Below are 24491 nucleotides of genomic sequence, written 5' to 3' on the forward strand. Positions count from 1 at the left end.
AGGTACGAATGGCAAGACGTGTCCTGTTCTGCTCCAACGTGTATCCGCCGTTTTTCATCGGTGGAGCAGAACTGATAGCCCATTACCAAGCCCGCCTTCTGAAGAAGGCGGGCTACGAGGTTACGGTATTCTGCGGCATCCAGGCTCCGGACCGGCCGCGCTACCATATGGAGCGGGAGGTTTACGACGGCCTGGAGGTCTACCGGGTGGCCCTGCACGATGCGGATTTCCATACCGGCAGCAACTTCTCCCATCCCGAGATCGACCGTCTGTTCGAGTCCGTCTGCGACGTCGTCAGGCCGGAAGTGGCGCATTTCCACAACATAAACGGCCTGTCCCTGGGCATCATCGGGTGCGCGAAGAGCAGAGGGATGCGGACTGTCCTGACGGTCCACGACCACTGGGGCTTCTGCACACGCAACACGCTGCTTCTGGACGACGAGACGGTGTGCCGGGACACCGTAACCTGCGGGACCTGCCTCGGCACGGCCCGCGATGAGCACGGACGTCCTCTCTCGCTCAGGATGCGCAGGGACTTCATCCTGTACCGGTTCTCCGAGCTTGATGCCGTGGTCTCGCCGAGCCGTTATCTCGCGGATGCTTATGAGCGGATCGGGATTCCGCCGGCCAAGATGCACGTGATTTCGAACGGCGTCGATGTCGGCCGCTTCTCCCAAGTGCGCAGGGAGAAAGGGGACGAGCGAACCCGGTTCACGTTCATAGGATATTTTGGCCGTCACAAGGGTGTCCACATCCTGCTGGATGCTCTCCGGATCCTGGCGGAACGACGAATCCTGGGTCAGCGATGCACGGTCAACCTGGTCGGCGGCGGCCACCTGGAGTCCGAGATCCGCCATTTCATCGTGGATCATGGGCTGGGCAACTCGGTGAAGCTCTGGGGGAAGGTTCCCAATGCCGAGATCGAGGATGTCTACTCACAGACCGACGTGCTGGTCACCCCTTCGATATGGCCGGAGAACGAGCCTGTCAGTATCCTGGAGGCGAAGTCGGCCGGCATCCCAGTCCTCGCATCGCGCCTCGGCGGATCCATTCATCTGGTCACAGATGGGGTTTCGGGGTGGTTCTTCGATCCAGGAAACGCTACCGACCTGGCCCGGCGGATGACGGAAATAGCGACGCAGCCGGACCAGATCCAGGAGTTCGGGCGCGCCGCGCAGAAGAGCGTCCGGCGCAACACCCTGGACGGTTACGCGGCGCGGATCAGCGATATTTACGCCGGCGCGCCGGACACCGCTGCCGACATTGAGCGTCTGGTCATCTGCGGCGGCGGGGAGGCGGTCTCGCAGGCCGCCGCATCCATAGCCTCCCGGACTGCCGTGGGATCAACCGACTTTCTCTACCGCTTCGTGTGCCCCGACTGGATTTCCGAGAGGGACTGGGAGAAGGTTGATGCCGTCTGGGTCTCCGGCACGGACGATACCCTGCCGCTGCTGTACGAGGCGATGCGGCGCGGCAAACCACTCTTGGTGCCTGAAGGAAACCCGTCTCTGGCCGGCCTTTGCCGGCGCGCGAACGGAGGACTTTTTTACCGGAGCGACGACGAGGCGGAGCACTGTCTCTCATTCATCTGGAACAATCCTGAAACGGCGATCTCACTTGGGCGCAACCTGCGCAACATGCTGATCGAAGTACAGTGAGGTGCCTGATGGTGATGAAACGCCTGCGCCGGTACGCAGTGATTGCTGTCGGTCGTTGCTTTGTATTTCCGCTTTGACCGCGCCCGAATGGCGTTGTCCCGCATCATACTGCGCATCCTTACAGTTGCACCCGGTTTTGCCGACGAGAGGTGTTTTCAGGAGGTGCGATTGGGCTGTGAGAGTTTCTTCGGCCTAAAGTGTTGCATCGGGAGCGTCGGCGCGTCGGCCATGCCTGGCCGACGCCGGAGCCGGAATTTTCAAAGACTTAAGGAACGTTCATGTTTTTTGACGACTGGACCGGCCTGCTGCGGACCCTCGTGGTCGGCGTGCTGGCCTATATCGCCATCATATTGCTGCTGCGCATCACCGGGAAACGCACCCTGTCGAAGATGAATGCGTTCGACATGATCGTGACGGTGGCCCTGGGCTCGACGCTGGCGACGGTTCTGCTGTCCCAGAGCGTGGCCTTGGCGGAGGGTATTCTCGGCTTCGCCGTCCTGATCTTCCTTCAGATGATCGTCGCCTGGGCGTCTGCCCGCTGGCAAGGGGTTCGGGACCTGGTTAAGGCTGAACCGACATTGCTTCTGCACAAGGGAGCCATCCTTGACAAGGCCCTGCTCGACGCACGGGTGGCGCCCGAGGAGGTCATGGCTGCCGTCCGCTCGAGCGGGTTCGCGAGCATGGAACAGGTCGAGGCCGTTGTGCTGGAAACCGATGGAAGCTTCAGCGTCGTCGGCCCTTCCTCCGACGGATCCACCTCCGCACTGGCCAACGTCCCGAAGCCGGGCCCGGCGGTGCGGTCGTCCGACGCGGCGTGACGGGATCGAACAGTCGCGTCATCTCAACCGCAGGGGCCATCATGCAGGATACCGATCTGCAGGCCACCGATCTGCAGGCCACCGATCTGCAGGCCACCGATCTGCAGGCCACCGTGGACGCGGAACTCTCGACGGCCCGGGCAACGATCGACCAGATGATCGACGGGTCGATCTCCTTCCTGCCAAAGTCGCCATCGGCGGCGTCGTTTTCGTCCTGTTCTGGCTGATCGGCAAAGGCGTCCCCATGGCCGCGCGGCGGGGAACCGCAGGTGGCGCTGCCCGCAATGTCGGCCTCGTGCTCGGGCGGCCGGCCCAGTGGGGGTTGACCCTGCCGGGCTTGCTGGTCGCGGTGACCGCAATGTTTCCCTCGGTCCGGCCGGTCGATCTGTTCTCGCTGTTGGGCATCAGCAGCGTGGCCATCGGCTTCGCGTTCAAGGACATTCTCCAAAACTTCCTGGCCGGCATCCTGATCCTGCTGCGCCAGCCGCTCCGCCTGGGGGACGCACGGCAATCCGCGGCAGATGGAAAGGATGCGGGCTGACATGGCGATCCCGACCTTCGTGGTCCTGCTCGTCTTCGTCGTGGTGCATGTTTTCGTCGGGCGTCTCCGTTTCCTGTATGGCGTTCCCCGAAGCCGCCGGCATTCCAATGCCGACCGAGTGGCTGTCGCCTATGTCTTCCTCCACGTACTCCCGGAACCGGACGCCCATCAGCAGACATTCGGGACGCGGAGCCTGGATGCCGAGGTCCCTTTTCTGGAGTTCGAGATCCATCTCGTCACCCTCGCGGGTCTGATCGCCTTCCTGTCCGGGGGCGTTCTACCGACGGTCGCCGCCTGACGGTATCGGCGACCCGCCGGGAAACGAACTCGCAGCCGCGCTGTTGACCGCCAGACAGGAAAGACAGGAGTACCGGCATTTGCATGCGATACCGATCATCGTTGGATCAGCCCTACTGGCCGTGGCCGCCGTTCAGGCAGGGGCTCAGGGGACCAAGGAGACACTGACGAACGACCCCGGCGTCGTGCGGAGTCTCGAGCCGAACCCCACTCCCCAGGGCACGCGCTCGCCTGACACGATCGACGAGACAGACGAGGAGAGCGGGCTTCAGGGAGCCATCGAGCGCCTGAAGGAGGACCCGGTCGACGTTCAGGGCCGCGACGTGGAGCGCCGGAGTCGTGACAGCAGCGAGCCGCCGCAGCCTCCTGAATCCGCTGAAAGCATCGAGGACCGCGCCAAGGTACCGGACGCGAACCAGCCTGGGGAGCAGCCCCGGTAGTCGGTCATGATCGCATCGGGAGAGCCGATGCACGCCGGCCGCGACGTTCATCTGATCAAGCCATTGCGCAGCCCTTCAAGTGTCGGTTCCCTGACCCGCGCAGAAGGAAACATGGCCAACCGGCGGAATTCCGCTTCCGGGTGGAACTGCACGCATCTCGTTCCCGGTGTGACCGTCGCGGGGCAGGACCGCGGTCCCGCTCCGCCGGATGCACCGTCGAGGCGACGACGAAGCTGCCGGGCAGCAGGATCACCGTGTTGACCGTCCCGATCACGATCCTGGTATGACGGCCTGCCTCCGCGAAGCCTTCCGGGTAGACTCCGCGATAGGCCGTGTAGGAGAACAGCATAATGCCGAAGAGCCGCACCTCGGTCGCCAGGAAGTTCCACATGCCGAAAGCGGCGACTTCGGCCTGCTGGTCCATGGTGGCGTATCGATTGCCACAGCTGGCCCTTATGGGTTTGAGCAGGTCGCTTCTATTGTGAGCGTCAAGCGCGCTGCCGATGGCGTCGTCGCCGGATCGAGATCACAACATGGATAATCGCACCCCATCGGAATTGACGCCGCCGTTCAGGTCCGCTTTCGGATATCTCAACAGAGCCTCTGAAGAGAACCCGCACCTTAATCGCTGGAATGATATGTTTCGGGCAGCCGGAATGCGGCGGCTGCCGGCCCAATGAGCACGCTACTAACTTCCGATCCCGCCTGAATTCCCATCAGGCGGGACCGCTTTTCCGACCCGCCGCAGGTCCCGGTGGGCTGCCGGAACGTGCTGCCGGCACTGACCCTCACACGGGAAGGCCCAATCAGTCATGGTCCTTCATGGTGTCTGGATTGGTTTTCCCGGTCGGCATCTTCGGGTCCGCCTCGGCTTCCAGAGTCAGCGTGCTGCCGTAGTACAGGGCTCCGCTGAACGCCAGGAATGAGCCGACGACGAGCAAAAGATAAGCGACGTTACCACCAGTCATTGCTTCCTCCTGTTAGTGGTCCATACCATCCCAGATAGCCTGAAGTGTACCATATGCCAGTGGATTTGATCGATGAAGACGCTGATGAACCGCAGGACGCTGCGACTGCGTCCTCGCATCGGCCACACCAGGAGTCGCATAGCTATTCGGGTCTTCTACAGACTCAACGCTGAGCATTGGACCTCGTTCGGACAAGAAATTGCATGAGAAGCGGTCTTGCATCGGTCCGCCGGCAGACAGTTTGACCAAAGGGTCTTCCAGGATGTCAGAGTACCGGCTTCATTTATGGACCGAACTGTTCGGTAAAACTGATGAAACCGCAGTCAGATGTTTGAGATTGACCATCGAACGGGCCATGGGTTCCCTGCCAGCGGTCCTGCTCGTTGATCATGATGGGTTCGGCCAACCGGTCTGAATCACTGCGCCGCAACGCCAGGTAGTCCGCTGCCAGCCCATGCGGCCCGTGTCATGGACACGGAGCCGCGATCGGCCGGGGAACAGTCACCTCTTCAAACTGCCAATGGCGCCTCATCCCCAGGCGCATAGGGCTCACCGGCGCTCCAGGCCGCACCAGCCCGCCATGAACAGGGCGAGGACGCGCGTGACGTCGCGCAGGCTGTCGAGCGATACGGATTCGTCGATGCCGTGGATGCTGTCGGCCTCGGGACCGTAGCAGGTGGCCGGCGTGTTTCCGTAAAGATTGAAGAAGCGGGCGTCGGTGGTGCAGGTCGCGGCCAGATCGGCCGGTTCGCCGCCACGCACCATCCGGTGGCTGTCCGCCAGCATGCGCATCATCGGGTGTTGTCGGTCGATGACGCAGCCCTCGGCCTGGAAACCCCGCCACTCCACCTCGATCCGCGACCCGCCGAGGTCCCGCTGCGCATCGCGCACGGTTTCCAGGATGGCGTCCCGCACCGCGGCCGCGGTCATGCCGGGATAGAAGCCGATCCTGACGTCGATGGCGCAGCGTGACGGAACCGACGACGTCCATTCGCCGCCCTCGATCCTGCCCAGGTTGAAGTTGACCGGATGGCGGTGGTCCGCATAGGCGGGGTGGCGATGTCCCGGCTCGTTCCACCGCTCCTCCAGCCGGCGCAGCCGGTCCATCAGGGCGAAGGCGCTTTCGATCGCATTGCTTCCGGCCGAAGTATCCAGCACGTGGGCCGGCTTGCCGCTGACGGTCAGGCGCGCCCACATCACGCCGAGCTGGGCCGTCATGAGGGTGTGGTCGAACGGCTCGGGGATGACTGCGGCATCGGCGCGGTACCCGCGGTGCAGACAGGCCAGTGCGCCGTTGCCGGTGCATTCCTCCTCCACCACTGACTGGAGATGGACCGGCGCCGCCGGGGCGAACCCCAGTTCGCGAAGCGCCCGGAAGGCGGTGGTGTAGGCGGCGATGCCGGCCTTCATGTCGCCGGAGCCGCGGCCGAACAGCCGCCCGTCGCGCACAACGGGCTCATAGGGCGGGTTGCTCCAGACCTCTTCCGGGCCCTCGGGAACCACGTCGATGTGGCCGTTCAGGATGAGCGAACGCCCCGCCGCCTCGCGCGGCCGGTGGTTACCCACGACGTTCTCCCGCCCGTCGTAGGACACGATCGACGGGGAGTAGCCGGGCAGGGCGCGGATCGCGTCCTCATCGATCGCGAAGCGGTCCACCTCCAGGCCCAGATCGGCGAAGGCCGACTCCATCACGGCCTGGGCCCCCTGTTCGTTGCCGAGCGTGGACGGCTCCCGCACCAGGGAGGACAGCAGCGCCACGTTGGCGTCCTGGAGCCCGTCCACCGCGTCGATGACGGCCTGCCGCAGCCCGCCATCCGGGAGACCACTTTCGGAAACAGTGCCTTTGTCCATAGTTTTTCCTCCATTTTCAGTCGTTTCAGCGCCGCCGCACCATGACGCACGCCATGGCGGAGACCACGAGGGCGAGGGCGATCAGCACGCGCGCCGTCAGCGGATCGCCGAGGACCAGGATGGAGCCGCTGACACCCACCACCGGTACCACCAGGGTGGCGATGGTCGATTGCGCCACCGTGAGCCGCTTGACGATGACGAACCACAGGATCTGCGCGACGCAGATGGAGAAGACGAGGTGATATCCCAGGGCCAGCCACGTGGGCAGGTGCCACGAGCCCGGCGTCGGCGCGGATTCCAGAACGGCCGCCAGGACGATCACCGGCAGGGCCGACAGGGCGTACTGCCAGCCGGTCACGACGGCCGCATGGTTCTGCCAGATGCCGCGCCGCTTCATCAGAACCGTTCCCAAGGCCCAGGACACGGCCGCCGTGACGACCAGGAACGGCCCTGCAAGATCGCCGGCACCACCCCGAAAGGCATCCGGCCCGAGCAGCACCAGGAGCCCGCCCAGCCCGAGCGCCAGACCGGCCGCCTGCCTCGCGCCCGGCCGCTCGCCCAGCAGGGGCATCGCCAGCAGGGCCGCCCAGACCGGCATCGTGAAGGCGATGATGGCGGCGCGCGAGGTCGGCATCATCAACTGGGCGAAGGCCGTGCAGAGATTGAAGGCGAGAATGTTGAGCAGGCCCGTCGCCGCCAGCCACGGCATTTCCGCCGCACAGACCTTCAGCGGCAGCCCTCTTGCCCAAGCCCAGGCCAGCAGCACCAGCGCGCCGGTGGAGAATCCGATGGCGCGAAGCGTGATGGGCGGCAGCTCGAACAGCACCGTCTTCACCGCAGGCCAGTTGCCGCCCCAGAACAGCCCGATCGCCAGGATCAGCGCGATCTTCGCGACGGTCTGGCGGATGCCGGGGTCGGTGGCGGCGGCCGGCGCGGCGGCGTGCAGGCTCATGAAAGTCAGGCCCGGGCCGCAAGCGGCTCCAGGAACTCGACCTCCACGAAGACGAGATCGCCGTCACCCTCGTTGATCACGTTGTGGGACACGCCGGCGGAGCGGAAATAGCTCCGGCCGGGCTCCAGCTCGGCATGGTTCACCGTGCCGTCCGGCATCTCCAGCCGCATGCGGCTGCGGGTGACCGGGACGATCACATAGTCGTATTCGTGCGTGTGGGCGCCCGTCTCGGCACCCGGTGCGAAGCGCCATTCGGTGACGCGGGTGCGGCCGTTCTCGAGGTGCTGCTGCGGTGTCGCCTTGGGGCGGGAGGCATTGTCGGTCATGGCGTCGGTTTCCGGTGTCAGGGGGTGGAAGATATGCCGTGGACGGCTTCGAACCCGTCCAGGAAGCTGGCAAGGTTCGCGGCGAGGTGGTCGACCGCGTAGCCGCCTTCCTGGACCAGCACCGTCGGCAGATTCGCCACCGCGATGGTGCGGCCGAGCCGGCCGAAGCCGGGCGTGGTCACGCCGAATGCCGCCAGGGGATCGTCCTTGAAGGTGTCGAAGCCCAGCGACAGGACCAGCAGCGACGGGGCGAACCGTCCGATGGCGGCAAGGCCGTCCTCGACCGAGGCCAGGAACGCGTCCTCGGAGGTGCCGAGCGGCAGGGGCAGGTTGAGGTTGAAGCCCTCGCCGCGGCCGGTCCCGCGCTCGTGCGCATGGCCGGCCATGAAGGGATAGAATTCCATCGGGTCGGCGTGGACGGACACGAAGAACACGTCGTCCCTGTCCCGGAAGATCGCCTGGGTGCCGTTGCCATGATGGACGTCCACGTCGAACACCGCCACGCGCGGCGGCAGGCCGCGCGCCGTCAGCAGGCGAAGCGCCTCCTGCGCCGCGATGGCGGCATGGTTCAGGTAGCAGAAGCCGCCCGCCATGTCGCGGCCGGCATGGTGCCCCGGCGGACGGCAGAGCGCGTAGGCCACCGCCTCCTCGCCCGAGGCGACCGTTCTTGCCGCAGCCACGGCGCAATCGGAGGCCGCCTTGGTGGCCGCCCAGGTTCCCTCGGCGATCGGGCAGGCCGTGTCGCTCATGTGGAAGCCCGCCTGGCCGACCACGCTGGACGGGTAGGAGAGCATGTCCGGCCCGCGATGGACGTTGGGAATGACCGCCGGCGAGGCGTCGGGCAGGGCCGTCCAGCGGGCGTGGGCGGTTTCGAGGAAGGCCAGGTACTCCGGCGAATGCACGGCGGCCCGGGGTGCCGCGCCCGCGTCCGGGGCCTGTTCCAGACGGTCGCCGCGCCGGCCGAGGGCGTCGAGCACCGCCTGCACGCGCTCGGGCTTCTCGGGCACCGGTCTGGGCTGGCCGCGCACGAGGAACTGCGGCGGCCGGTGCAGCACGGTGTCGGGATGGTGGAAGCAGAGCATCGGAATTCTCCGTTATCGTGACGGCCGGCCGGCGACGGCGGCGTTGATGGCGGTGGCGGCGACGGCCTCGAACAGGACCGCGCAGCCGCGTTCGGCGTCCTCAGGGCTGATGTTCTCCGCCTCGTTGTGACTGATGCCATCCTCGCAGGGGACGAAGATCATGGCCGCCGGGCAGACGTCGGCGACGTAAACCGCATCATGGCCGGCGCCCGACACGATGTCGCGCCACCGGTAACCGAGCCGGGAGGCCGCATCCCGCACCCGCCCGACCAGTTCCGGGGCGAAGGGGGTGGAAGGGAATCTCCAGAACTCCCGGACCTCGACGCCGAGGCCGAGCCCCTCGCAGACGGTGGCGGCCTCCTCGCGGAACCGGGCGTCCAGGCCGGCAAGGATGCCATCGTCGGGGTGCCGCAGGTCGACGGTCAGGAAGGCCCGGCCGGGGATCACGTTTCGGGAATGGGGCTGCACGTCGAGGATGCCGACGGTGGCGCAGGCCTCGTCTCCGCTTTCCAGGCCGATCCGGCGGACCAGGCCGACGATCTCCGCGGCGCCCACCAGCGCGTCCTTGCGCAGGCGCATGGGCGTCGGGCCGGCATGGGCCTCCCGCCCGGTGACGGTGACCTCGTACCAGCGCTGACCTTGGGCGCCGGTCACGACGCCGATCTCCATCCCCTCATGCTCCAGGACCGGGCCCTGCTCGATGTGCAGTTCGAAATAGGCCGCCATGGAATTGGCGCGATGGTCGGCGGGAGCCGTGCCGCGCCAGCCCAGGCGCTCCAGCTCGTCGCCCAGCCGGGCGCCGTCCTGCGCGATCTTGTCCAGGATCTCCGCCTCGCCGAAGACGCCGGCCCATACGCCGGACCCCATCATCGGCGGCGAGAAGCGGGCGCCCTCCTCGTTCATCCAGACCGCGACCTCGACCGGATGGTCGGTCCTTATGCCGCGGCCGTTCAGGCTGTTCAGCACCTCCAGGCCAGCCAACACGCCGAGGACGCCGTCGAAGCGCCCGCCGGTCGGCTGGGTGTCGAGATGGCTGCCCATCACCACAGGCGGCAGGCCTTGGATGCGGCCCGGCCGCCGGACGAACAGGTTGCCGATCGCGTCGGTGACGGCCGTGCAGCCCGCGCTCTCGGCCCAGGAGCGGAACAGCTCGCGCCCGGCCCCGTCCTCGTCGGTGAGCGTCAGCCGGCGGCTGCCGCCCTTGGGGGTGGCGCCCACGGCGGCCATCTCCATCAGCATGCCCCACAGGCGCTCGCCATCGATGGGGCAGGGGCCAGGGCGTGGTGTGGGGGATCGGTCCGACATGATGTTTCCCTCGCTCAGGCCGCCATGCCGGCGGGACCGTTGCCCCGCTGCCGGGCTCGCATATCCACCAGTGCCGCGACCGTCTCCACGGTCGGCGTCGGCACCCCGACCAGCGTTCCAAGTTCGGCGACGGCGCGGACGATCGCCTCGATCTCCAACCGCCGGCCGGCTTCCATGTCCTGCAGCATGCTGGTCCTGAAGTCGCCGACCGCGGCGGCCGCCGCGATGCGCGCCTCGATGTCGGCGGTGAACCGTACGCCCAGGCGTTCCGCCACGGCGCGGGCCTCCTCCATCAGCGTCCTGGCCACCGTGCGGGTCCCGGGATCGACGCACAGCGCCCCCATGGTGGCGCCGGTCAGGGCGCTCAACGGGTTGAAGGCGAGGTTGCCCCACAGCTTGGTCCAGATGTCGGAGCGGATGTCGAGGCTGCCGCGCGCCTGGAAGCCGGCGAGGCTGAACAGCTCGACGACCCCTTCCACCGCCGCCGTCCTGCGGCCGAGCGGGTCGCCGAAGATGAAGCGCTGGTCGTTCACATGGCCGATGCGGCCGGGGTCCCCGCCCTCGACCGAGACCCAGGTGACGGATCCGACCAGCCGGTCCGCCGGGATGGACCGCCAAAGGGTGCCGTCCGGGTCCACGGATCTCAGCCGGTACGAGCCCAGCGGCTCCGGCTGGCCGAGCGGGTACCACCAGGGGATGCCGTTGACCATGGGCACCACGACGGTCTCCGGCCCGGCGAGGCTGGCCAGCGTGTCGAGCACGCCGCCCAGCGCATGGGCCTTCACGCACAGGAAAACCGCGTCCTGCCGCCCGGCCGACAGGGCGTCGTCGGTCACCCGGACCGGCACGCGGGAGACGCGCCCCAGCGGCGTCGCCAGGGTGATCCCGTTCCGGCCGATCGCCTCGGCGGTCCTGGGGCGGGCGACCAGGATCACCTCGGCCGGCGTCGTGGTCAGGCGGGCGGCCAGCAGGCAGCCGACGGCGCCCGCCCCGACGACGGCGATCTTCCTCATGCCAACGCTCCCCGGCCGACGGTGCCGGAAGTTCCGTGCCGGTGCCGGAGGCTCTCCGGGATCTCCCACGCCTTGCCCGGGATCGCGTCGAGCAGGGTCCGGGTATAGGGATGCTGCGGGTTCTGGAAGACCTCCCGCGCGGTGTTCAGCTCGACCACCCGGCCCCGCTGCATGACCGCGATCGTGTCGCAGACCTGGGCGGCGATCCGCAGGTCGTGGGTGATGAACAGCATCGCCAGCCCCAGCCGGTGGCGGATCTCGTCGAGCAGGTCGAGCACCTGCCTCTGCACCGACACGTCGAGGGCCGACACCGGCTCGTCCGCGATGATCAGCTTGGGCTCCAGCGCCAGCGCGCGGGCGATGGAGATGCGCTGGCGCTGCCCGCCGGAGAACTCGTGCGGATATCGGTCCGCGGCACTCTCCGGCAATCCCACCAGCCGAAGCAGTTCGCGCGCCCTCGCCGCCGCCTTGGCCTTCGGTTCCCCGAACGCCACCGGCCCCTGGGCGATGATGTCCGCCACCTTGTGCCGCGGGTTGAGCGAGGCGTAGGGGTCCTGGAAGATCATCTGGATGTCCTTGCGGACCGGCCGGAACTGCTTCCGGCTCAGCCCCGCCAAGTCTTGGCCCTGGAACAGGATGCGCCCGCCGTCGGCCTTGTGCAGGCCGACGATGCAGCGGCCCAGCGTCGATTTGCCGGAGCCGCTCTCGCCGACCACGCCGAGCGTCTCGCCGGGATGGATGGTGAGGCTGATGTCGTCGCCGGCCACCAGTGCCCGGCCCTTGCGGAACAGGCCGCCGCCGATATGGAAGACCTTCCGCACCTTTTCCGCCGTCAGCAAAGCGTCTCCCCGCTTGGTGAAGTCGGCGCGGTGCTCGATGTAGTGCGGAACGGCGGCGATCAGCTCGCAGGTGTAGGGGTGCCGGGGGCGGTTCAGCACCTGTTCGGCCGGCCCGACCTCGACGCACTTGCCATGCTGCATGACCGCGACCGTGGTCGCGATCTCGGCCACGACGCCGAAATCGTGGGTAATGAACATGACGCCCATCCGGCGCTCGGCCTGGACCTTGCGGATCAGGTCGAGGATCTGCTGCTGGGTCGTCACGTCGAGCGCTGTCGTGGGTTCGTCCGCGATCAGCAGGTCGGGTTCCAGCGCCAGAGCCATGGCGATCATGACCCGCTGGCGCTGACCGCCGGACAGGCGGAACGGATAGCTGCGCCGCAGCCGTTCCGGGTCGGGCAGGCCGACATCCTCCAGCAGTTCGAGGACGCGGGCGCGCCGGGCCGCCCTGTCCATGGTGGAGTGCGCCTTCAGGCTTTCCTCGATCTGGTCGCCGACGGTCATCAGCGGATTGAGCGCCGTCATGGGCTCCTGGAAGATCATCGCGATGCGGCCGCCGCGCAGCGACCGCTGCTCGGCGTCGCTCATGGTCAGGATGTCGCGACCAAGATAGGCCGCCTGACCGCCCGCGACCCTGACATGCGGCCTGGGCAGCAGGCCCATGATGGCGTGGGCCGTCATCGACTTGCCGGAACCGGACTCGCCGACCACGCACAGGATCTCGTTCTTGCGGATCTGGAGGCTGACATTCTCGACCGCGTGGGGCCGCTCCGCCCCCTGGGGGAGGGCGACGGTCAGGTCGCGGACGTCGAGCAGGACGTCGTCGGCTGTTTCGCCAGGCGCCATGGTCATGCCCTCCCCTTGCGGGCCAGTTTCGGGTTGAGGGCGTCGTTCAGCCCCTCGCCGACGAGGTTCAGCGCCAGAACGGTCAGCAGGATGGCGATGCCGGGGAAGAAGCTCATCCACCACGCCTGCCGGATCACGGTCCGGGCGGCGCCGATCATATAGCCCCAGCTCATGACGTTGGGGTCGCCCAGGCCCAGGAAGCTCAGCGAGCTTTCCAGCAGGATCGCCGTCGCCACCGTCAGGGAGGCCGCGACGATGATCGGCGACAGGCTGTTGGGCAGGATCTGGCGCAGGATGATGGTGCCGGTGCCCTGGCCGGTGGTGACGGCCGCCTGCACGAACTCGCGCGAGCGCAGCGCCATGAACTCGCCCCGCGCCAAGCGGGCCAGCGGCGGCCAGCTCACGATGGCGATCGCGATGGTGATGTTGGTGATGTTGGGCGTGAAGATCGCGACCAGGACCACCGCCAGCACGAAGTTGGGAATGGTCTGGAACAGCTCCGTGAAGCGCATGATCGCGTCGTCGATGGCGCCACCGTGATAGCCGGCGGTGGCGCCCAGCGTGACGCCGATCAGCAGCGCCACCGCCGTGGAGGCGATGCCGATCAGCAGCGACACCCGCGCGCCGTGGACGATGCCCGATGCGATGTCGCGTCCCAGCGTGTCCGAGCCGAGCAGCGCGTCCTCCGACAGGGGCGGCTGGAACGGGATCGCGACCATGTCCCACGGGCTGTCCGGATAGAGCAGGTTGGCGAACATGGCGCACAGCACGACCAGCGCCAGGATCGCCAGGCCGACGACGGCGCCGCGGTTCCGCGCGAAGGCCTTCCAGAAGTCACGGCTCATGTCAGGCCACCTCGATGCGGGGATCGACGAGGGAATAGACCAGGTCGGTAATGATGTTGAAGGCGATCACCATCACCGAGGTCACGAAGAAGATGCCGAGCAGGACCTGGTAGTCCCGCTGCAGGACGGCGTCGAAGGCCAGACGGCCGATGCCGGGCCAGGCGAACACCGTCTCCACCAGGATCGAGCCGCCGACCAGCTGGCCGGCCTGGATGCCGGCGAAGGTGATGACCGGCAGGATGGCGTTCCGCAGCACGTGCCTGAAGACGATGCGCGTCTCTGTCAGTCCCTTGGCGCGGGCGGTCTTGACGAAATCCATGTCGCTCACTTCCAGGATCGAGGCGCGGGTCAGGCGGGCGTAGACCGCCATGTAGAACAGCCCCAGCGTCACGACCGGCAGGATCAGGTGCGTCGCGATATCGGTGACGCGGTCCCACCCCTGGTAGCCGCCGCCGACGGTCTCGTAACCGAAGGCGGGCAGCCAGCCGAGCTGGACCGAGAACAGCAGGATCAGCATCAGGCCGACCCAGAAGATCGGCGTCGCGTAGCTGAGCAGCGCCAGCACGGTTATGGCCGTGTCCGACCAGCGGCCGACATTCATCGCCGCCAGGGTGCCGAGCAGGATGCCGGCGGTCAGCGCCAGGATGAAGGCGCAGCCGGTCAGGATCAGCGTCGGCGGCAGCCGGTCGGCGATCAGGTCCCACACCGGGCGCTGCTGCCGGTAGGAGAAGCCGAGATCGCCGGTCGCCACGTCGGCCAGGTAGATTCCGAGCTGTTCGTACAGCGGCCGGTCCAGGCCGAACTGCTCGCGAAGCTGCTCGACATATTGCTGGTCGGCGGCCCCGGCCTCGCCGGCCATGACCATGGCCGGGTCGCCGGGAGCGGCGCGCACGAGCATGAAGTTGATCACCACGATGGCGAACAGGATGAAGACGGACTTGATCAGCCGCCTTCCCAGGAACGATGCGATGGCGGCCATTGCCGTTCAGCCCTTTCGCTGGGAGCCCTACTGGCTGCTATTGGCTGGGGGACGTCACTTCTTCTCGACCCATGTGTCGGCGAAGTTGTCGGACGTGCCGATCGCAGTGGTCACCGCGTTGTGCACCCGCTTGTTGACGAAGGTCGGGAACTCCATCTCCAGCAGCCATATCACCGGCAAGTCCCCGACCAGGATCTTCTGGGCCTCGCCGAGCTGCGCGCCGCGCTGCTTGGGATCGTTCTCCACCGCCGCCTTGGCGAACAGCTCGTCGACCTTGGGATTGGAATAGCCCATGGTGTTGGAGAACATCACACCCTTGCGGACATTGTCGGAGATGTAGGTCCGCGCCACTCCCAGCGACGGGTCGCCGTACTGGTAGACGAAGTTGTTGGTCGTCTGATAATCCCAGTTGGACACCTTCTGTACCCAGCCGGCCACGTCGGTGCTCTCCAGGTTCACCTTGACGCCGATTTTGCCCCAGGACTGCTTGATGTACTCGCCCAGGCGCGCCCAGGTCTCGCCGTAGGGCATGGGGGTCAGGGTGATCTCGGCCCGCACGCCGCTGCCGTTGGGCTCCAGGCCCATCTCGTCAAGCAGTTCCTCGGCCTTGTCGGTGTCGTACTCGTATCCGGGGACGTCCGGTTCATGGAACGGGGTGACCGAATTGACCGGGCCTGTCGCGACGCGCCCCAGGCCGAACCAGATCCGGTCGCGGATGAATTCGCGGTTCAGCCCGTGGGCCAGGGCCTGCCGGAAGCGCTTGTCGTCCAGCGGAGCCGTGCGGGTGTTGATCTCGATCCAGGACAGCGGGGCGACGAATTCGTAGCCCTTGGTGGTCATGGTGAGATGCGGCAACTCCTTCAGGCGCGGCACGTCGAACGGCTCGACGTCGTTGTACTGGCTGATGTCGACTTGGCCGCTCTCCAGAGCCAGGGCGCGGCTGGCGGCGTCGGGGATCACCCGGAAATAAATCCCGTCCAGATAAGGCTTGCCGTCGAGGTAATAGTCCCCGTTCCTGACCAGGTGGATGTGGCTGCCCTTGACCCACTGCTCGAACTTGAACGGCCCGGTGCCGATCGGGGTCGAGTTCTTGGGGTTCTGCTTGTAGTCGGACCCTTCGTAGATGTGCGCCGGCATCATCGGGGCCGAGGAAACCTCGAAGGCCTTCAAGAAGGCCGGGAAGGGCTGCTTCAGCTTGAACGTGACGGTATGGTCGTCGGGCGCCTCGACGCTCTCGACATGGCTGAAGTTGGCGCGGGCGCGGGGATGGACCTCTGGCAGGAACTTGGAGGTGGTGAACACCACATCCTTGGTCGTGAACGGCGCGCCGTCGTGCCACTTCGCGTTCTGGCGCAGCTTGAAGGTGTAGGTCAGGCCATCGGGCGAAACCTCCCAGCTTTCCGCCAGTCCCGGCATGGGGTTCAGGTCGTGGTCGTACCGCAGCAGGCCCTCATAGATCTTGCCGGCGACCGTCTGGGTCGGGCCCTGCTGGTTGAGGCCGAGGACCAGGATCGGAGGTTCGGGCTGGACGATGACGTTGAGCGTCCCGCCCTTCTGCACCTGTTCCTGGGCGAGGGTCGGCCCCGCGGCGGTAGCGACGAGTGCCGCGGGAGCAAGGAGCGCCGCCGCGACGGCCCCCGAGGCAGTTAGTCGGCGCAAGTACGCCAGTCGGTTGCTCATGTTCTTCTCCAATTCCCTGTTCATGATTTTTCTGCCGGAAGCTTCCTGCACCGGTCTTTTCAGTCGGCCCCGGCCGCGTCAGGCCCGATAGCCGTCGCCGCTCTGGCCGTCGACCCAGCGCAGCAGGGGCCCCCATTCGAGGACGCCGGCGCGGGGGTAGGCTTTCTCGTACTGCAGGGCGGTATGCTCGCAGACCTCCGGCGAGGGCGTCACCAGGCGCCGGCCGCCGGACAGCGCCGCGATCTGCGTGCGGCAGCTTTGCTCCAGGTAATACATCAGCACCGCCGCCTCCGGCACGTCCCGGCCGACCGTCAGCAGGCCGTGGTTGCGCAGGATCATGGAATGGTGGTTCCCCAGATCGCGCGCCAGCCGCTCGCGCTCGGCGTGGTCCAGTGCGATGCCCTCGTAGTCGTGATAGGCGATGCGGTTGTACCAGCGGAGCGAGTGCTGGGTGATCGGCAGGAGTCCGTCCGCCTGCGCGCTGACCGCCATGCCGGCGTGGGTGTGCAGGTGGATCGCGCACCCGATGTCCGGCCTTGCCATGTGCAGCGCCGAGTGGATGGTGAAGCCGGCCGGATTGGCTTCACCCTCGCTATCCTCGGCCAGGTTTCCCTCGCTGTCCACCTTGATCAGGTTGGATGCGGTGACCTCGTGGAACATCAGGCCGTAAGGGTTGATCAGGAAACGGTCTTCCTGGTCGGGCACGCGGGCCGACATGTGGGTGTAGATCAGGTCGGTCATGCCGAGCAGGTGAAACAATCGATAGGCTGCCGCGAGATCGACGCGGGTCTTCCATTCCGCGGGCGACACCTTGTCCTGTCTCGAGGCCATGAAGAACTCCTGTGCGGTGGTCGGAAGGGCGGGGGCGACGGCTTCGGCGACGCGACCCGTCCATTACGAAGAGGAAAGGCGGCGGTGGGCAAATTGGGAATTCTCATTGCGGCCATAAATCTGGATTATGGGCCTGGAGTCGTTCCGGCACTGCCGAAGGGCGGACACCGGGCGGATGGGCCGCGATTCCGCCGTCATGACCCGGTCGCGTCCTTAGCCGCACTTATGGCCTGGGTGAGGAGACCCGCATCGCATGGCGCAGCAGCGCGAACTGGACAAGCTTGGTAACCAGCTCGACTGGAACCTGTTGCGGACCTTCATGGTAATCGTGCAGGAAGGCAGCATAACGGCTGCCGCGAACCGGCTGTTCCTGACCCAGCCCGCGGTGAGCCTGGCGCTGAAACGGCTCGAGGCGCGCCTGGGCCGGGAGATGATCGAGCGCGGGCAAGGCCGTTTCCGCGTCACCGAGGCCGGAGAAACGATCTACCGGGAGGTCGTGGACATCTACGGCACGATCAGCCGCTTCGGCATCCTGGTGCGGGAAATACACGAGGAGATTTCCGGTCATGTCAGGATCTTCATGACCAGCCGGATCCAGACGGTGCTGCTCGACCGCGTGCTGAAGGAGTTTCACGGCCGATACCCGAAGGTGACGTTCCGCATCGACGTCATCCCCTCGACCGATATCCACATCGCCCTGCAGCAGAAGATCGGCACGCTTGGCATCTGCCTGATGCGCGAGCCGATTCCGGGACTGCGGAGCGAGGTGCTGATCCACCAGACCTATCGCTTGTATTGCGGGCGCGGCCACCGGTTCTACGGCAGCAAGGGCCTCGATGTCGCCGACCTGCGGAAGGAAGATTTCGTGTCCTTCACCACCGACCAGATCGACGGCACCCTGTCGCCGCTGGCGGTGTTCCGGGCGCGGGAAGGTTTCGGCGGCCGAATCGTCGGTGCCTCCGCCAACCTGGAGGAGGTGCGGCGCATGATAGTCTGCGGCCTCGGGCTCGGTCCGTTGCCGGAGCACACCGCAGTCCGCGACATCGCCGATGGCGAACTGTGGGAGCTTCCGCCCTATGAAGGGGTGGCACCGGTGGACGTCCACTTGATCTGGAATCCGCAGTCGAGGTTCAACCGTGCCGAGATCGCCTTCCGTGAGATGCTGCTCGCCCAGATCCGGGATCTGCCCGTCGACCGGCGCCTGCCGACCTAAGCTGCGGCGGCCGGACCACGGCCCGAATCCGTGTTGCGTCAAGCGATCTCGGGTACAGGCGTTCTCACCGGATTGCCGGCCAGGAACGCCGTGATGTTCGCGGCGACGAGGCTTTGCATCGCCTCGTGAGCTTCGTGGGTGCCGCCGCCGATATGCGGCGTCAGGACCGCGTGAGGGATTGCCCTGAGGGCATCTGGCACAGTGGGTTCGTGCTCGAAGACGTCGAGCCCGGCGCCACCCAGATCGCCCGATCGCAGCAACTCGATCATGGCTTCCTGGTCGATGATCGACCCGCGCGCGATATTGACCACGATGCCGTCCGGACCCAGCGCCTTCATAACGTCCCGGCCGACGCGATGGCGATTGCCGGTATCGGCCCGCGCCGCGACCATCAACACGTCGGCCCATTCCGCCAGGGATTCCAGCGTCTCGTGGAAGGCGTATGGCGCATCCGGCTTATGCGAGCGGTTATGGTAGGCCACTTCCGCCTCGAACGCGGCGGCGCGGGCGGCGATCCTGCGGCCGATCGCGCCGAAGCCGAAAACGCCGATCCTGCGCCCGGTCAACCCTCGCACAAGCGGCATCCGGGCCGCGGAATGCCCGCTCCAAAGCCCGTCGCGCACGAATCTGTCCGCCATGCCAACCCGCCGGCTGGTGGCCAGCAACAGCGCCATCGCGTGGTCGGCTACCGCCGGAGCGTTGGCCGCAGGGCTGTGCGTGACCATGATCCCGCGCTTGAACGCCTCCTCCAGATCGACGCCCTCGTAGCCGGTGCCGTAGCAGCAGATCAAGCCGAGGGAGGGCAGGCGGTCCATCACCGCCGCGTCGGTCTTCAGGGTTCCCATCGTCACCAACACGCGCACGGTGGCCGCATCATCGGGCGCGAGGGCGGCCCCGACCGGAGGGTCGAAGGGGCCTGTCACCGTGTAGCGGGGATGGATCCCGGTGATCCGGTCCTGGAGTTCGCCGGGAAACGAGGCAGCGAGGAGTATGATGGCTCTCATGCCCGAAACGTTAGCCGACGGCTCGGGTCAGTGCAATGGAGCCGGCGCCGGCCGAACCCGCGGCGGGCGCGCCGCCAGCGCCACTCCGACCACGATGACGGCGATCGCGACGCCTTCGATAGGGGTCGGGACTTCTCCCAGAACGGGAATCGCCATCACCGATGCTACCACCGGGACCAGGGCGACGATCGCCGTCGCCGCTGCCGAGCCGAGAAGGGAGACCGCTCTGTTGAAGGTCACGATGGCGACCGCGCTCATCAGGACCCCCTGGTAAATGGCCTGGACCACCACTTCCCGAACCGGGGCGTCGCCGAGGCGGGCGAGGTCGGACAGCAGGTATGCCGGCAGGAACAGGACGGCCGACCAGAAGCAGATCAGCGCCGCCGCCTGGATCGGGGTGAGTCCGCTCCGGCGGAAACGCAAGGTGTAGACCGCCCACATGGCCGACGCCAGGATCAGGCAGCCGAATCCCGCCGGGCTGGGGGAAGCGCCGGATAGCGAAGCGCCGATCGTCAGCCCGACGAGGCCGGCGATGATCGCGGCATATCCCGCAAGACGGCTGCGGTCCGGCCGCTCCCGCAAGGCCAGCCAAGCGATCGCTCCGGAAAAGACGGGCATCATGGTCGGCGTGACGGACGAGGCCTGGGCGGCCGAAGTCAGTTGAAGCCCCACCGCGACGAGGAGGACGAAGGGAGCCCCCCATAGGGCGGAGAACAGAAGTCCCTCGATCCAGGCGCCCTTCGGCAGCCGACCCGTCAGGCCGAACAGGACCGGCAGCAGGATCAGCGCGCCGAACCCGAACCGGAGCGCCGTGATGTCCCAGACCCGCAATTCGTGGGTGACGCCGAACCGGGTCACGACGAACCAGCCGGCGAAGATGATCACCGTGACCGCCGCCCAGGCAAATCCGGTCAGGACATCTCTGAGGTTCCGCCCCTGCGGCGTCAATACCCGCCGTCCCCGGCGTCGGTTTTCAAATCGTGGGATTTCATGCTGTCGCTTCGGATCGCCATGATGCTGATGTTCTGCCACACAATGTTCCGGCACCGGCGGCATGGCAACCTTGCAGGCTTCCTGACCAGCTTCCGGAATGGAAACGGGCTGGACCGGACCGTCACCCCGGATCGCCTCCACGCGCAATCCCGGGTGGCGAGATCCGCGCGTGGGTGGCCGGATCGAAGTCCGGTCACCCCGTGGACCTATCCGTTCATCCGGTTCGGAAAAGCAAGATCCTGCGCCTCGTGCAGGCGCTGGTAAAGGCCGCCGGCCCGGATCAGGCTTTCGTGCGCTCCCTCCGCCGCGATCCCGCCGCCGTTGATCACGACGATCCGGTCGGCGTCGCGGATGGTCGCTAGGCGGTGGGCGATGATCAGGGATGTACGGCCGCGGGCCAGCTCCTGCAGGGATGCCTGGATCGCCCGCTCCGTTTCCGTGTCCAGGGCGGAGGTCGCCTCGTCGAGGATCAGGATCGGGGGATTCTTCAGGAAGATGCGGGCGATCGCCACCCGTTGCTTCTGTCCGCCCGAAAGCTTCACGCCGCGTTCGCCGACGATCGTGTCCAGGCCATCGGGACAGTCGGCTATCAATCCGTCCAGGCGGGCGCGGCGGGCGGCCTCCAGGATCTCGGCCTCCGTCGCGTCCAGGCGGCCATAGGCGATGTTGTCGCGCAGCGTGCCGGCGAAGAGGAAGACATCCTGCTGCACGATGCCGATCTGCTGGCGCAGGGACGCCAGTGTAAGGTCACGGATGTCATGGCCGTCGATCGTTATCCGTCCTCTGTCGACCTCGTAGAAGCGAGGCAGCAGCGACAGCAGGGTGGTCTTGCCGGCCCCGGAAGGCCCGACGAAAGCGACGGTCTCCCCGGCGCGGACCGAGAGCGACACGCCGTCGAGGACCGGGCGTGCCGGGTCGTAGCCGAAGCCCACTTCCTCGAAGGCGATGGCGCCCCTGAACGGCGGTGCGGCGACGGCGCCGGGAAGATCGGTGATCTCCGGTTCCGTGGCCAGGAACTCGCGGTATCGGCGAAACCCGGCGATGCCCTTCGGGTAGTTCTCGATCACCGCCGCGATCCGCTCCAGCGGCTGGTAGAAGACGTTGATCAGCAGCAGGAACCCTACGAACCCGCCGATGCTCAGGTCTCCCGCATGGACGAACCAGGTGCCGGCGACGAGCACCACCACCTGCACCAGCCGCATGCCCAGATAATTCAGCCCCAGGCTGAAGGCCATGATGCGGTAGCCGTTGAGCTTGGCATGCTTGTACTGGCCGTTGTCCTTGGCGAACATCGCTCTTTCGTGGGCTTCGTTGGCGAAGGCGCGCACGACCCGCGCCCCGCCGACCACCTCTTCGATCCTGGCGTTGAAGGCGCCCACGCGGTCGAACTGGGCATGCCAGTTGGCCGTCATGTCCTGCCCGAACCGCAGCACGATCACCATGACCACCGGCACGATCAGCAGGGTGACCAGCGCCAGCGGCACATGGACCGTCATCATCAAAGCCAGCGCGCCGAGGAAGGTCATGACGGCGATGAACAGGTCCTCTGGCCCGTGATGGGCGAGTTCGCCGATCTCTTCCAGGTCCTTGGTCAGCCGGGCGACGAGATGGCCGGTCTTGTTCTCGTCGAAGAAGCGCAGCGGCAGCCGCTGCAGGTGATCGAAGGCCCGGCGGCGCATCTCGGTCTCGATGTTGATGCCCAGCACATGACCCCAATAGGTCACCACCACGATCAGCCCCGTGTTGACCAGGTAGACCGTCAGCAGGCCGACGCTCGCCAGCAGGATCAGTTCCCAATCGCCTTTGGGCAGCAGGTGGTCCACATAGGCCGTCACCGCGAGCGGGAAGCCCAGGGAGAGCAGGCCGGACAGGATGGCCCCGCCGAAATCCACCAGGAACAGCCGCCGGTGCGGGCGGTAATAGCTAAAGAAATCCTTCAACACCATGGGGCCTCAAGAAATCTGCCGGCCAACGGCCACGAACATGGCAGCCGCGGCATGCGGCTCCGATCCTAAGACGTTCGACGCGGCGCGGTCTTCGAAAACAACCCGGCTCCGGCCTGCCGCCCCGATACGCTCAATCCCGTTCGGCGCGGGAGATCGTGTCGAGGAAATGGCCCATCGCCAGCTTCATGTCGTTGAAGACGGTGCCCTGCGATACGCCGAGATGGTCGGCGATCCTGGGATAGGACCAGCCCTCGACCCGGTTGAGCACCCACACCTTGCGCGCGCGCTCGGGAAGCGTCGCGAGCGCGCCCTTGAGATTGTCCAGGCGCTCGCGGTGGAGCAGATGCTCCTCCGCCGAGGGGCTGTCGGACGCGATCTCCAGAGCATCGAACGTTTCGGGCGGGCAGACTTCGAAGCGTTCCCGAGTCCTTCGCCTTCTCAAATGATCGAGTGCCAGGTTCTGGACCGTGCGGTGAAGGAAGGCACCCACATTGTCGATCGCCCCGTTCTCCGCCGCCTTGTGAGCCCGCAGGTAGCTTTCCTGAAGCACATCCTCGGCGGTATGAAGATTGCGCACGACCCTCATGGCGCGCCCGAGAAGCGAGTGGCGGTTGTCAAGATAGATGGCGTTCAAACTTGCGGGCATGGTCAGCCTTATCATGCGGTGCAGGCGCACCTTTCGCGTCAGGGCGGGAGGTTCGCCTGCCTCTCCCGGGACTGTTCGTTCCCGGGGTTCTGTGGGATCGTTGCCACGAACCCTTGCCAGAATTGCCGGCCTGCTGCAACTGATAATTATTCGCATTACCGAAGCAAGCTAGGTCTGCGGTTCCGTGCAGAAATCTGCTCCGCATAATGTGTTGTGCATCCCCAGGGACGTCTAAGCTATATACATACCCGGAAATGGAACGGTGGATGACCCGAGTGGAGCAGAGAGAAGCGGACCGTCCGGGAAGTGCCGGGAACTACCGGCACCCCGATTCGATCACCGACGCGGCACTTTCCTGGTTCGTGGCGCTTCAGGACGGAACCGCCGATCCCGAAACCCTGGCGGCCTACCAGGAATGGCGCCGCGGCGACCCGCGTCATGGTCCCGCCTTCGACCTCGTCGCCGGCGTCGCCGGAATGCCGGAACTGCGCGCCGCGACCCTCGCCAGCCCCGAAGCCCGCGCGCTCCGGACCCGTCCGGCCCGGAAGGCGCCGCGCGCCCTGTGGTGGGTCTCGCTGGTGGCGGCATCGGTGGTCCTGGCGGCCGGTTTCCACCTTCTGCCGGCCGCGATGCTGCGGTGGAACGCCGATTACCTGACCGAGGCGGGGGATCGGCGCGAGGTTTCGCTGCCCGACGGCTCACGGTTGCTGCTTGATGCCGCCTCCGCCGTGGCGCTGGATTTCGACGGCGGCCGGCGGGACGTCCGCCTGCTGCGGGGAGACGCGTTTTTCGATGTGGTCCCCGACCGGGCGAGGCCGTTCCGGGTCACTGGCGGCTTCAGCACCGTCGAGGTCACCGGAACCGCCTTCGCCGTGCATTCCGACGGCGAGGAGGATGCGATCTTCCTGGAAAAGGGCCGGATCGCCGTCGGCGGGACGAACGGCGCCGGGCTGCCCGTGACGCTCGAACCCGGCGACCGGGTGACGGCCTCCGCGCTCGGCCTGTCCGCCGCCGTACGGACGGAACCCGGCGTCGCGCTCGCCTGGCGCGAAGGACGCTACGTCTTCCACGAGCAGCCGCTCGGGAGGGTGATCGACAATCTGCGCCGCTACTATGCGGGAACGATCCTCGTGCTCGACCACCGGATCGGTGACGAGCTGGTGAGCGGGAACTACCGGCTGGACGATCCCGTCGGTGTGCTCCGGTCCCTCGCCGGGATCGCGGGGGCGAGCATGGCCGTCCTGCCGGGAGGGATCGTCATCCTGGCCTGATCGAATTTTTTGTGAGACCCGCCGGCTCCGAACGTCTGGCTGGATGGGGAGGTGCACAGCAACGTGCGGCCGCTCCCCGATGCCAGCAAGAGACGGGAGTTGTAGGGAATGGATTGCCGGACGGGTGTGACACCGGAAGTTTCGACG

At 66.6% G+C, this 24491-nt stretch carries 25 protein-coding genes; 8 read left to right on the forward strand and 17 right to left on the reverse strand.

Annotation, left to right across the window (positions count from 1 at the left end; all coding sequences use genetic code 11):
• Positions 1 to 8 precede the first annotated feature (8 nt).
• From DPR14_RS11415 to DPR14_RS11435, 6 genes are all read left to right on the forward strand, one after another.
• Positions 9 to 1658: a glycosyltransferase family 4 protein gene (locus DPR14_RS11415; RefSeq protein ID WP_158045243.1), complete on the forward strand. Its 1650-nt coding sequence runs from the start codon at positions 9 to 11 to the stop codon at positions 1656 to 1658.
• 278 nt (positions 1659 to 1936) lie between these two features.
• On the forward strand, positions 1937 to 2476 hold the full coding sequence (locus tag DPR14_RS11420; RefSeq protein WP_158045244.1) for a DUF421 domain-containing protein: 540 nt from the start codon (positions 1937 to 1939) through the stop codon (positions 2474 to 2476).
• Positions 2477 to 2517: 41 nt separating this feature from the next.
• Entirely contained in the window at positions 2518 to 2703 is a 186-nt protein-coding gene (locus DPR14_RS27360; protein WP_192499415.1) for a hypothetical protein, read from the forward strand.
• A 17-nt stretch (positions 2704 to 2720) separates the two neighbouring features.
• Positions 2721 to 3017 (forward strand): mechanosensitive ion channel domain-containing protein, encoded by a 297-nt coding sequence (locus DPR14_RS27365; protein WP_192499416.1) that lies wholly within the window; start codon positions 2721 to 2723, stop codon positions 3015 to 3017.
• A gap of 1 nt (position 3018) precedes the next feature.
• The gene (locus DPR14_RS11430) at positions 3019 to 3315 is read left to right on the forward strand and encodes a hypothetical protein (RefSeq protein ID WP_158045246.1); all 297 of its coding nucleotides are present in this window, start codon (positions 3019 to 3021) and stop codon (positions 3313 to 3315) included.
• A gap of 184 nt (positions 3316 to 3499) precedes the next feature.
• A complete protein-coding gene (locus DPR14_RS11435; RefSeq protein ID WP_158045247.1) occupies positions 3500 to 3754 on the forward strand; it encodes a hypothetical protein in 255 nt (84 codons plus the stop codon).
• A 55-nt stretch (positions 3755 to 3809) separates the two neighbouring features.
• On the opposite strand, the gene DPR14_RS11440 is transcribed toward DPR14_RS11435, so the two are convergent.
• The 13 genes from DPR14_RS11440 to DPR14_RS11495 form a co-directional block, all read right to left on the reverse strand.
• A complete protein-coding gene (locus DPR14_RS11440) occupies positions 3810 to 4178 on the reverse strand; it encodes a cytochrome c oxidase subunit 3 family protein (RefSeq protein WP_158045248.1) in 369 nt (122 codons plus the stop codon).
• Between the two features lie 382 nt (positions 4179 to 4560).
• Complete coding sequence (locus DPR14_RS27370) at positions 4561 to 4722, reverse strand: hypothetical protein (RefSeq protein ID WP_192499417.1); 162 nt, start codon at positions 4720 to 4722, stop codon at positions 4561 to 4563.
• 549 nt (positions 4723 to 5271) lie between these two features.
• Complete coding sequence (locus DPR14_RS11445) at positions 5272 to 6573, reverse strand: M20 family metallopeptidase (RefSeq protein ID WP_158045249.1); 1302 nt, start codon at positions 6571 to 6573, stop codon at positions 5272 to 5274.
• A gap of 25 nt (positions 6574 to 6598) precedes the next feature.
• Complete coding sequence (locus tag DPR14_RS11450) at positions 6599 to 7525, reverse strand: DMT family transporter (protein WP_158045250.1); 927 nt, start codon at positions 7523 to 7525, stop codon at positions 6599 to 6601.
• A 5-nt stretch (positions 7526 to 7530) separates the two neighbouring features.
• Positions 7531 to 7851 carry a cupin domain-containing protein gene (locus DPR14_RS11455; protein ID WP_158045251.1) on the reverse strand — a complete coding sequence of 107 codons (321 nt, stop codon included), beginning with the start codon at positions 7849 to 7851 and terminating at the stop codon, positions 7531 to 7533.
• Between the two features lie 17 nt (positions 7852 to 7868).
• Positions 7869 to 8933, reverse strand: a complete 1065-nt coding sequence (locus DPR14_RS11460) for a histone deacetylase family protein (protein WP_158045252.1) — start codon at positions 8931 to 8933, stop codon at positions 7869 to 7871.
• 12 nt (positions 8934 to 8945) lie between these two features.
• Positions 8946 to 10238, reverse strand: a complete 1293-nt coding sequence (locus DPR14_RS11465) for a Zn-dependent hydrolase (RefSeq protein WP_158045253.1) — start codon at positions 10236 to 10238, stop codon at positions 8946 to 8948.
• A gap of 14 nt (positions 10239 to 10252) precedes the next feature.
• Entirely contained in the window at positions 10253 to 11251 is a 999-nt protein-coding gene (locus DPR14_RS11470) for a ketopantoate reductase family protein (protein ID WP_158045254.1), read from the reverse strand.
• Positions 11248 to 12936: an ABC transporter ATP-binding protein gene (locus tag DPR14_RS11475; RefSeq protein WP_211103967.1), complete on the reverse strand. Its 1689-nt coding sequence runs from the start codon at positions 12934 to 12936 to the stop codon at positions 11248 to 11250. Before DPR14_RS11475 ends, DPR14_RS11470 begins: the two co-directional genes overlap by 4 nt.
• Before the next feature lie 2 nt (positions 12937 to 12938).
• Entirely contained in the window at positions 12939 to 13781 is an 843-nt protein-coding gene (locus DPR14_RS11480) for an ABC transporter permease (RefSeq protein ID WP_158045256.1), read from the reverse strand.
• 1 nt (position 13782) lies between these two features.
• Positions 13783 to 14760, reverse strand: a complete 978-nt coding sequence (locus tag DPR14_RS11485) for an ABC transporter permease (protein WP_192499418.1) — start codon at positions 14758 to 14760, stop codon at positions 13783 to 13785.
• Between the two features lie 54 nt (positions 14761 to 14814).
• Positions 14815 to 16440, reverse strand: coding sequence for an ABC transporter substrate-binding protein (locus tag DPR14_RS11490; protein ID WP_158045257.1), 1626 nt, complete (start codon positions 16438 to 16440; stop codon positions 14815 to 14817).
• A gap of 78 nt (positions 16441 to 16518) precedes the next feature.
• Positions 16519 to 17271, reverse strand: a complete 753-nt coding sequence (locus DPR14_RS11495; protein ID WP_158045258.1) for a class II aldolase/adducin family protein — start codon at positions 17269 to 17271, stop codon at positions 16519 to 16521.
• Between the two features lie 253 nt (positions 17272 to 17524).
• Here DPR14_RS11495 and DPR14_RS11500 point away from each other — a divergent pair, with 253 nt between their 5' ends.
• Positions 17525 to 18484, forward strand: coding sequence for a LysR family transcriptional regulator (locus tag DPR14_RS11500; protein ID WP_158045259.1), 960 nt, complete (start codon positions 17525 to 17527; stop codon positions 18482 to 18484).
• A 38-nt stretch (positions 18485 to 18522) separates the two neighbouring features.
• Here the strand turns inward: DPR14_RS11500 and DPR14_RS11505 are convergent, their stop codons facing one another.
• From DPR14_RS11505 to DPR14_RS11520, 4 genes are all read right to left on the reverse strand, one after another.
• Positions 18523 to 19347, reverse strand: a complete 825-nt coding sequence (locus tag DPR14_RS11505; protein WP_211103968.1) for a 2-hydroxyacid dehydrogenase — start codon at positions 19345 to 19347, stop codon at positions 18523 to 18525.
• A 168-nt stretch (positions 19348 to 19515) separates the two neighbouring features.
• Positions 19516 to 20436: a DMT family transporter gene (locus tag DPR14_RS11510; protein ID WP_246149193.1), complete on the reverse strand. Its 921-nt coding sequence runs from the start codon at positions 20434 to 20436 to the stop codon at positions 19516 to 19518.
• A 251-nt stretch (positions 20437 to 20687) separates the two neighbouring features.
• On the reverse strand, positions 20688 to 22427 hold the full coding sequence (locus tag DPR14_RS11515; protein ID WP_192499419.1) for an ABC transporter ATP-binding protein: 1740 nt from the start codon (positions 22425 to 22427) through the stop codon (positions 20688 to 20690).
• Positions 22428 to 22557: 130 nt separating this feature from the next.
• Positions 22558 to 23073, reverse strand: coding sequence for an RNA polymerase sigma factor (locus tag DPR14_RS11520; RefSeq protein ID WP_158045261.1), 516 nt, complete (start codon positions 23071 to 23073; stop codon positions 22558 to 22560).
• Between the two features lie 266 nt (positions 23074 to 23339).
• On the opposite strand from DPR14_RS11520, the gene DPR14_RS11525 reads away from it, so the two are divergent.
• Complete coding sequence (locus tag DPR14_RS11525) at positions 23340 to 24344, forward strand: FecR family protein (RefSeq protein ID WP_425501030.1); 1005 nt, start codon at positions 23340 to 23342, stop codon at positions 24342 to 24344.
• Positions 24345 to 24491 lie beyond the last annotated feature (147 nt).

Source organism: Skermanella pratensis, from assembly GCF_008843145.1.
GTDB lineage: Bacteria > Pseudomonadota > Alphaproteobacteria > Azospirillales > Azospirillaceae > Skermanella > Skermanella pratensis.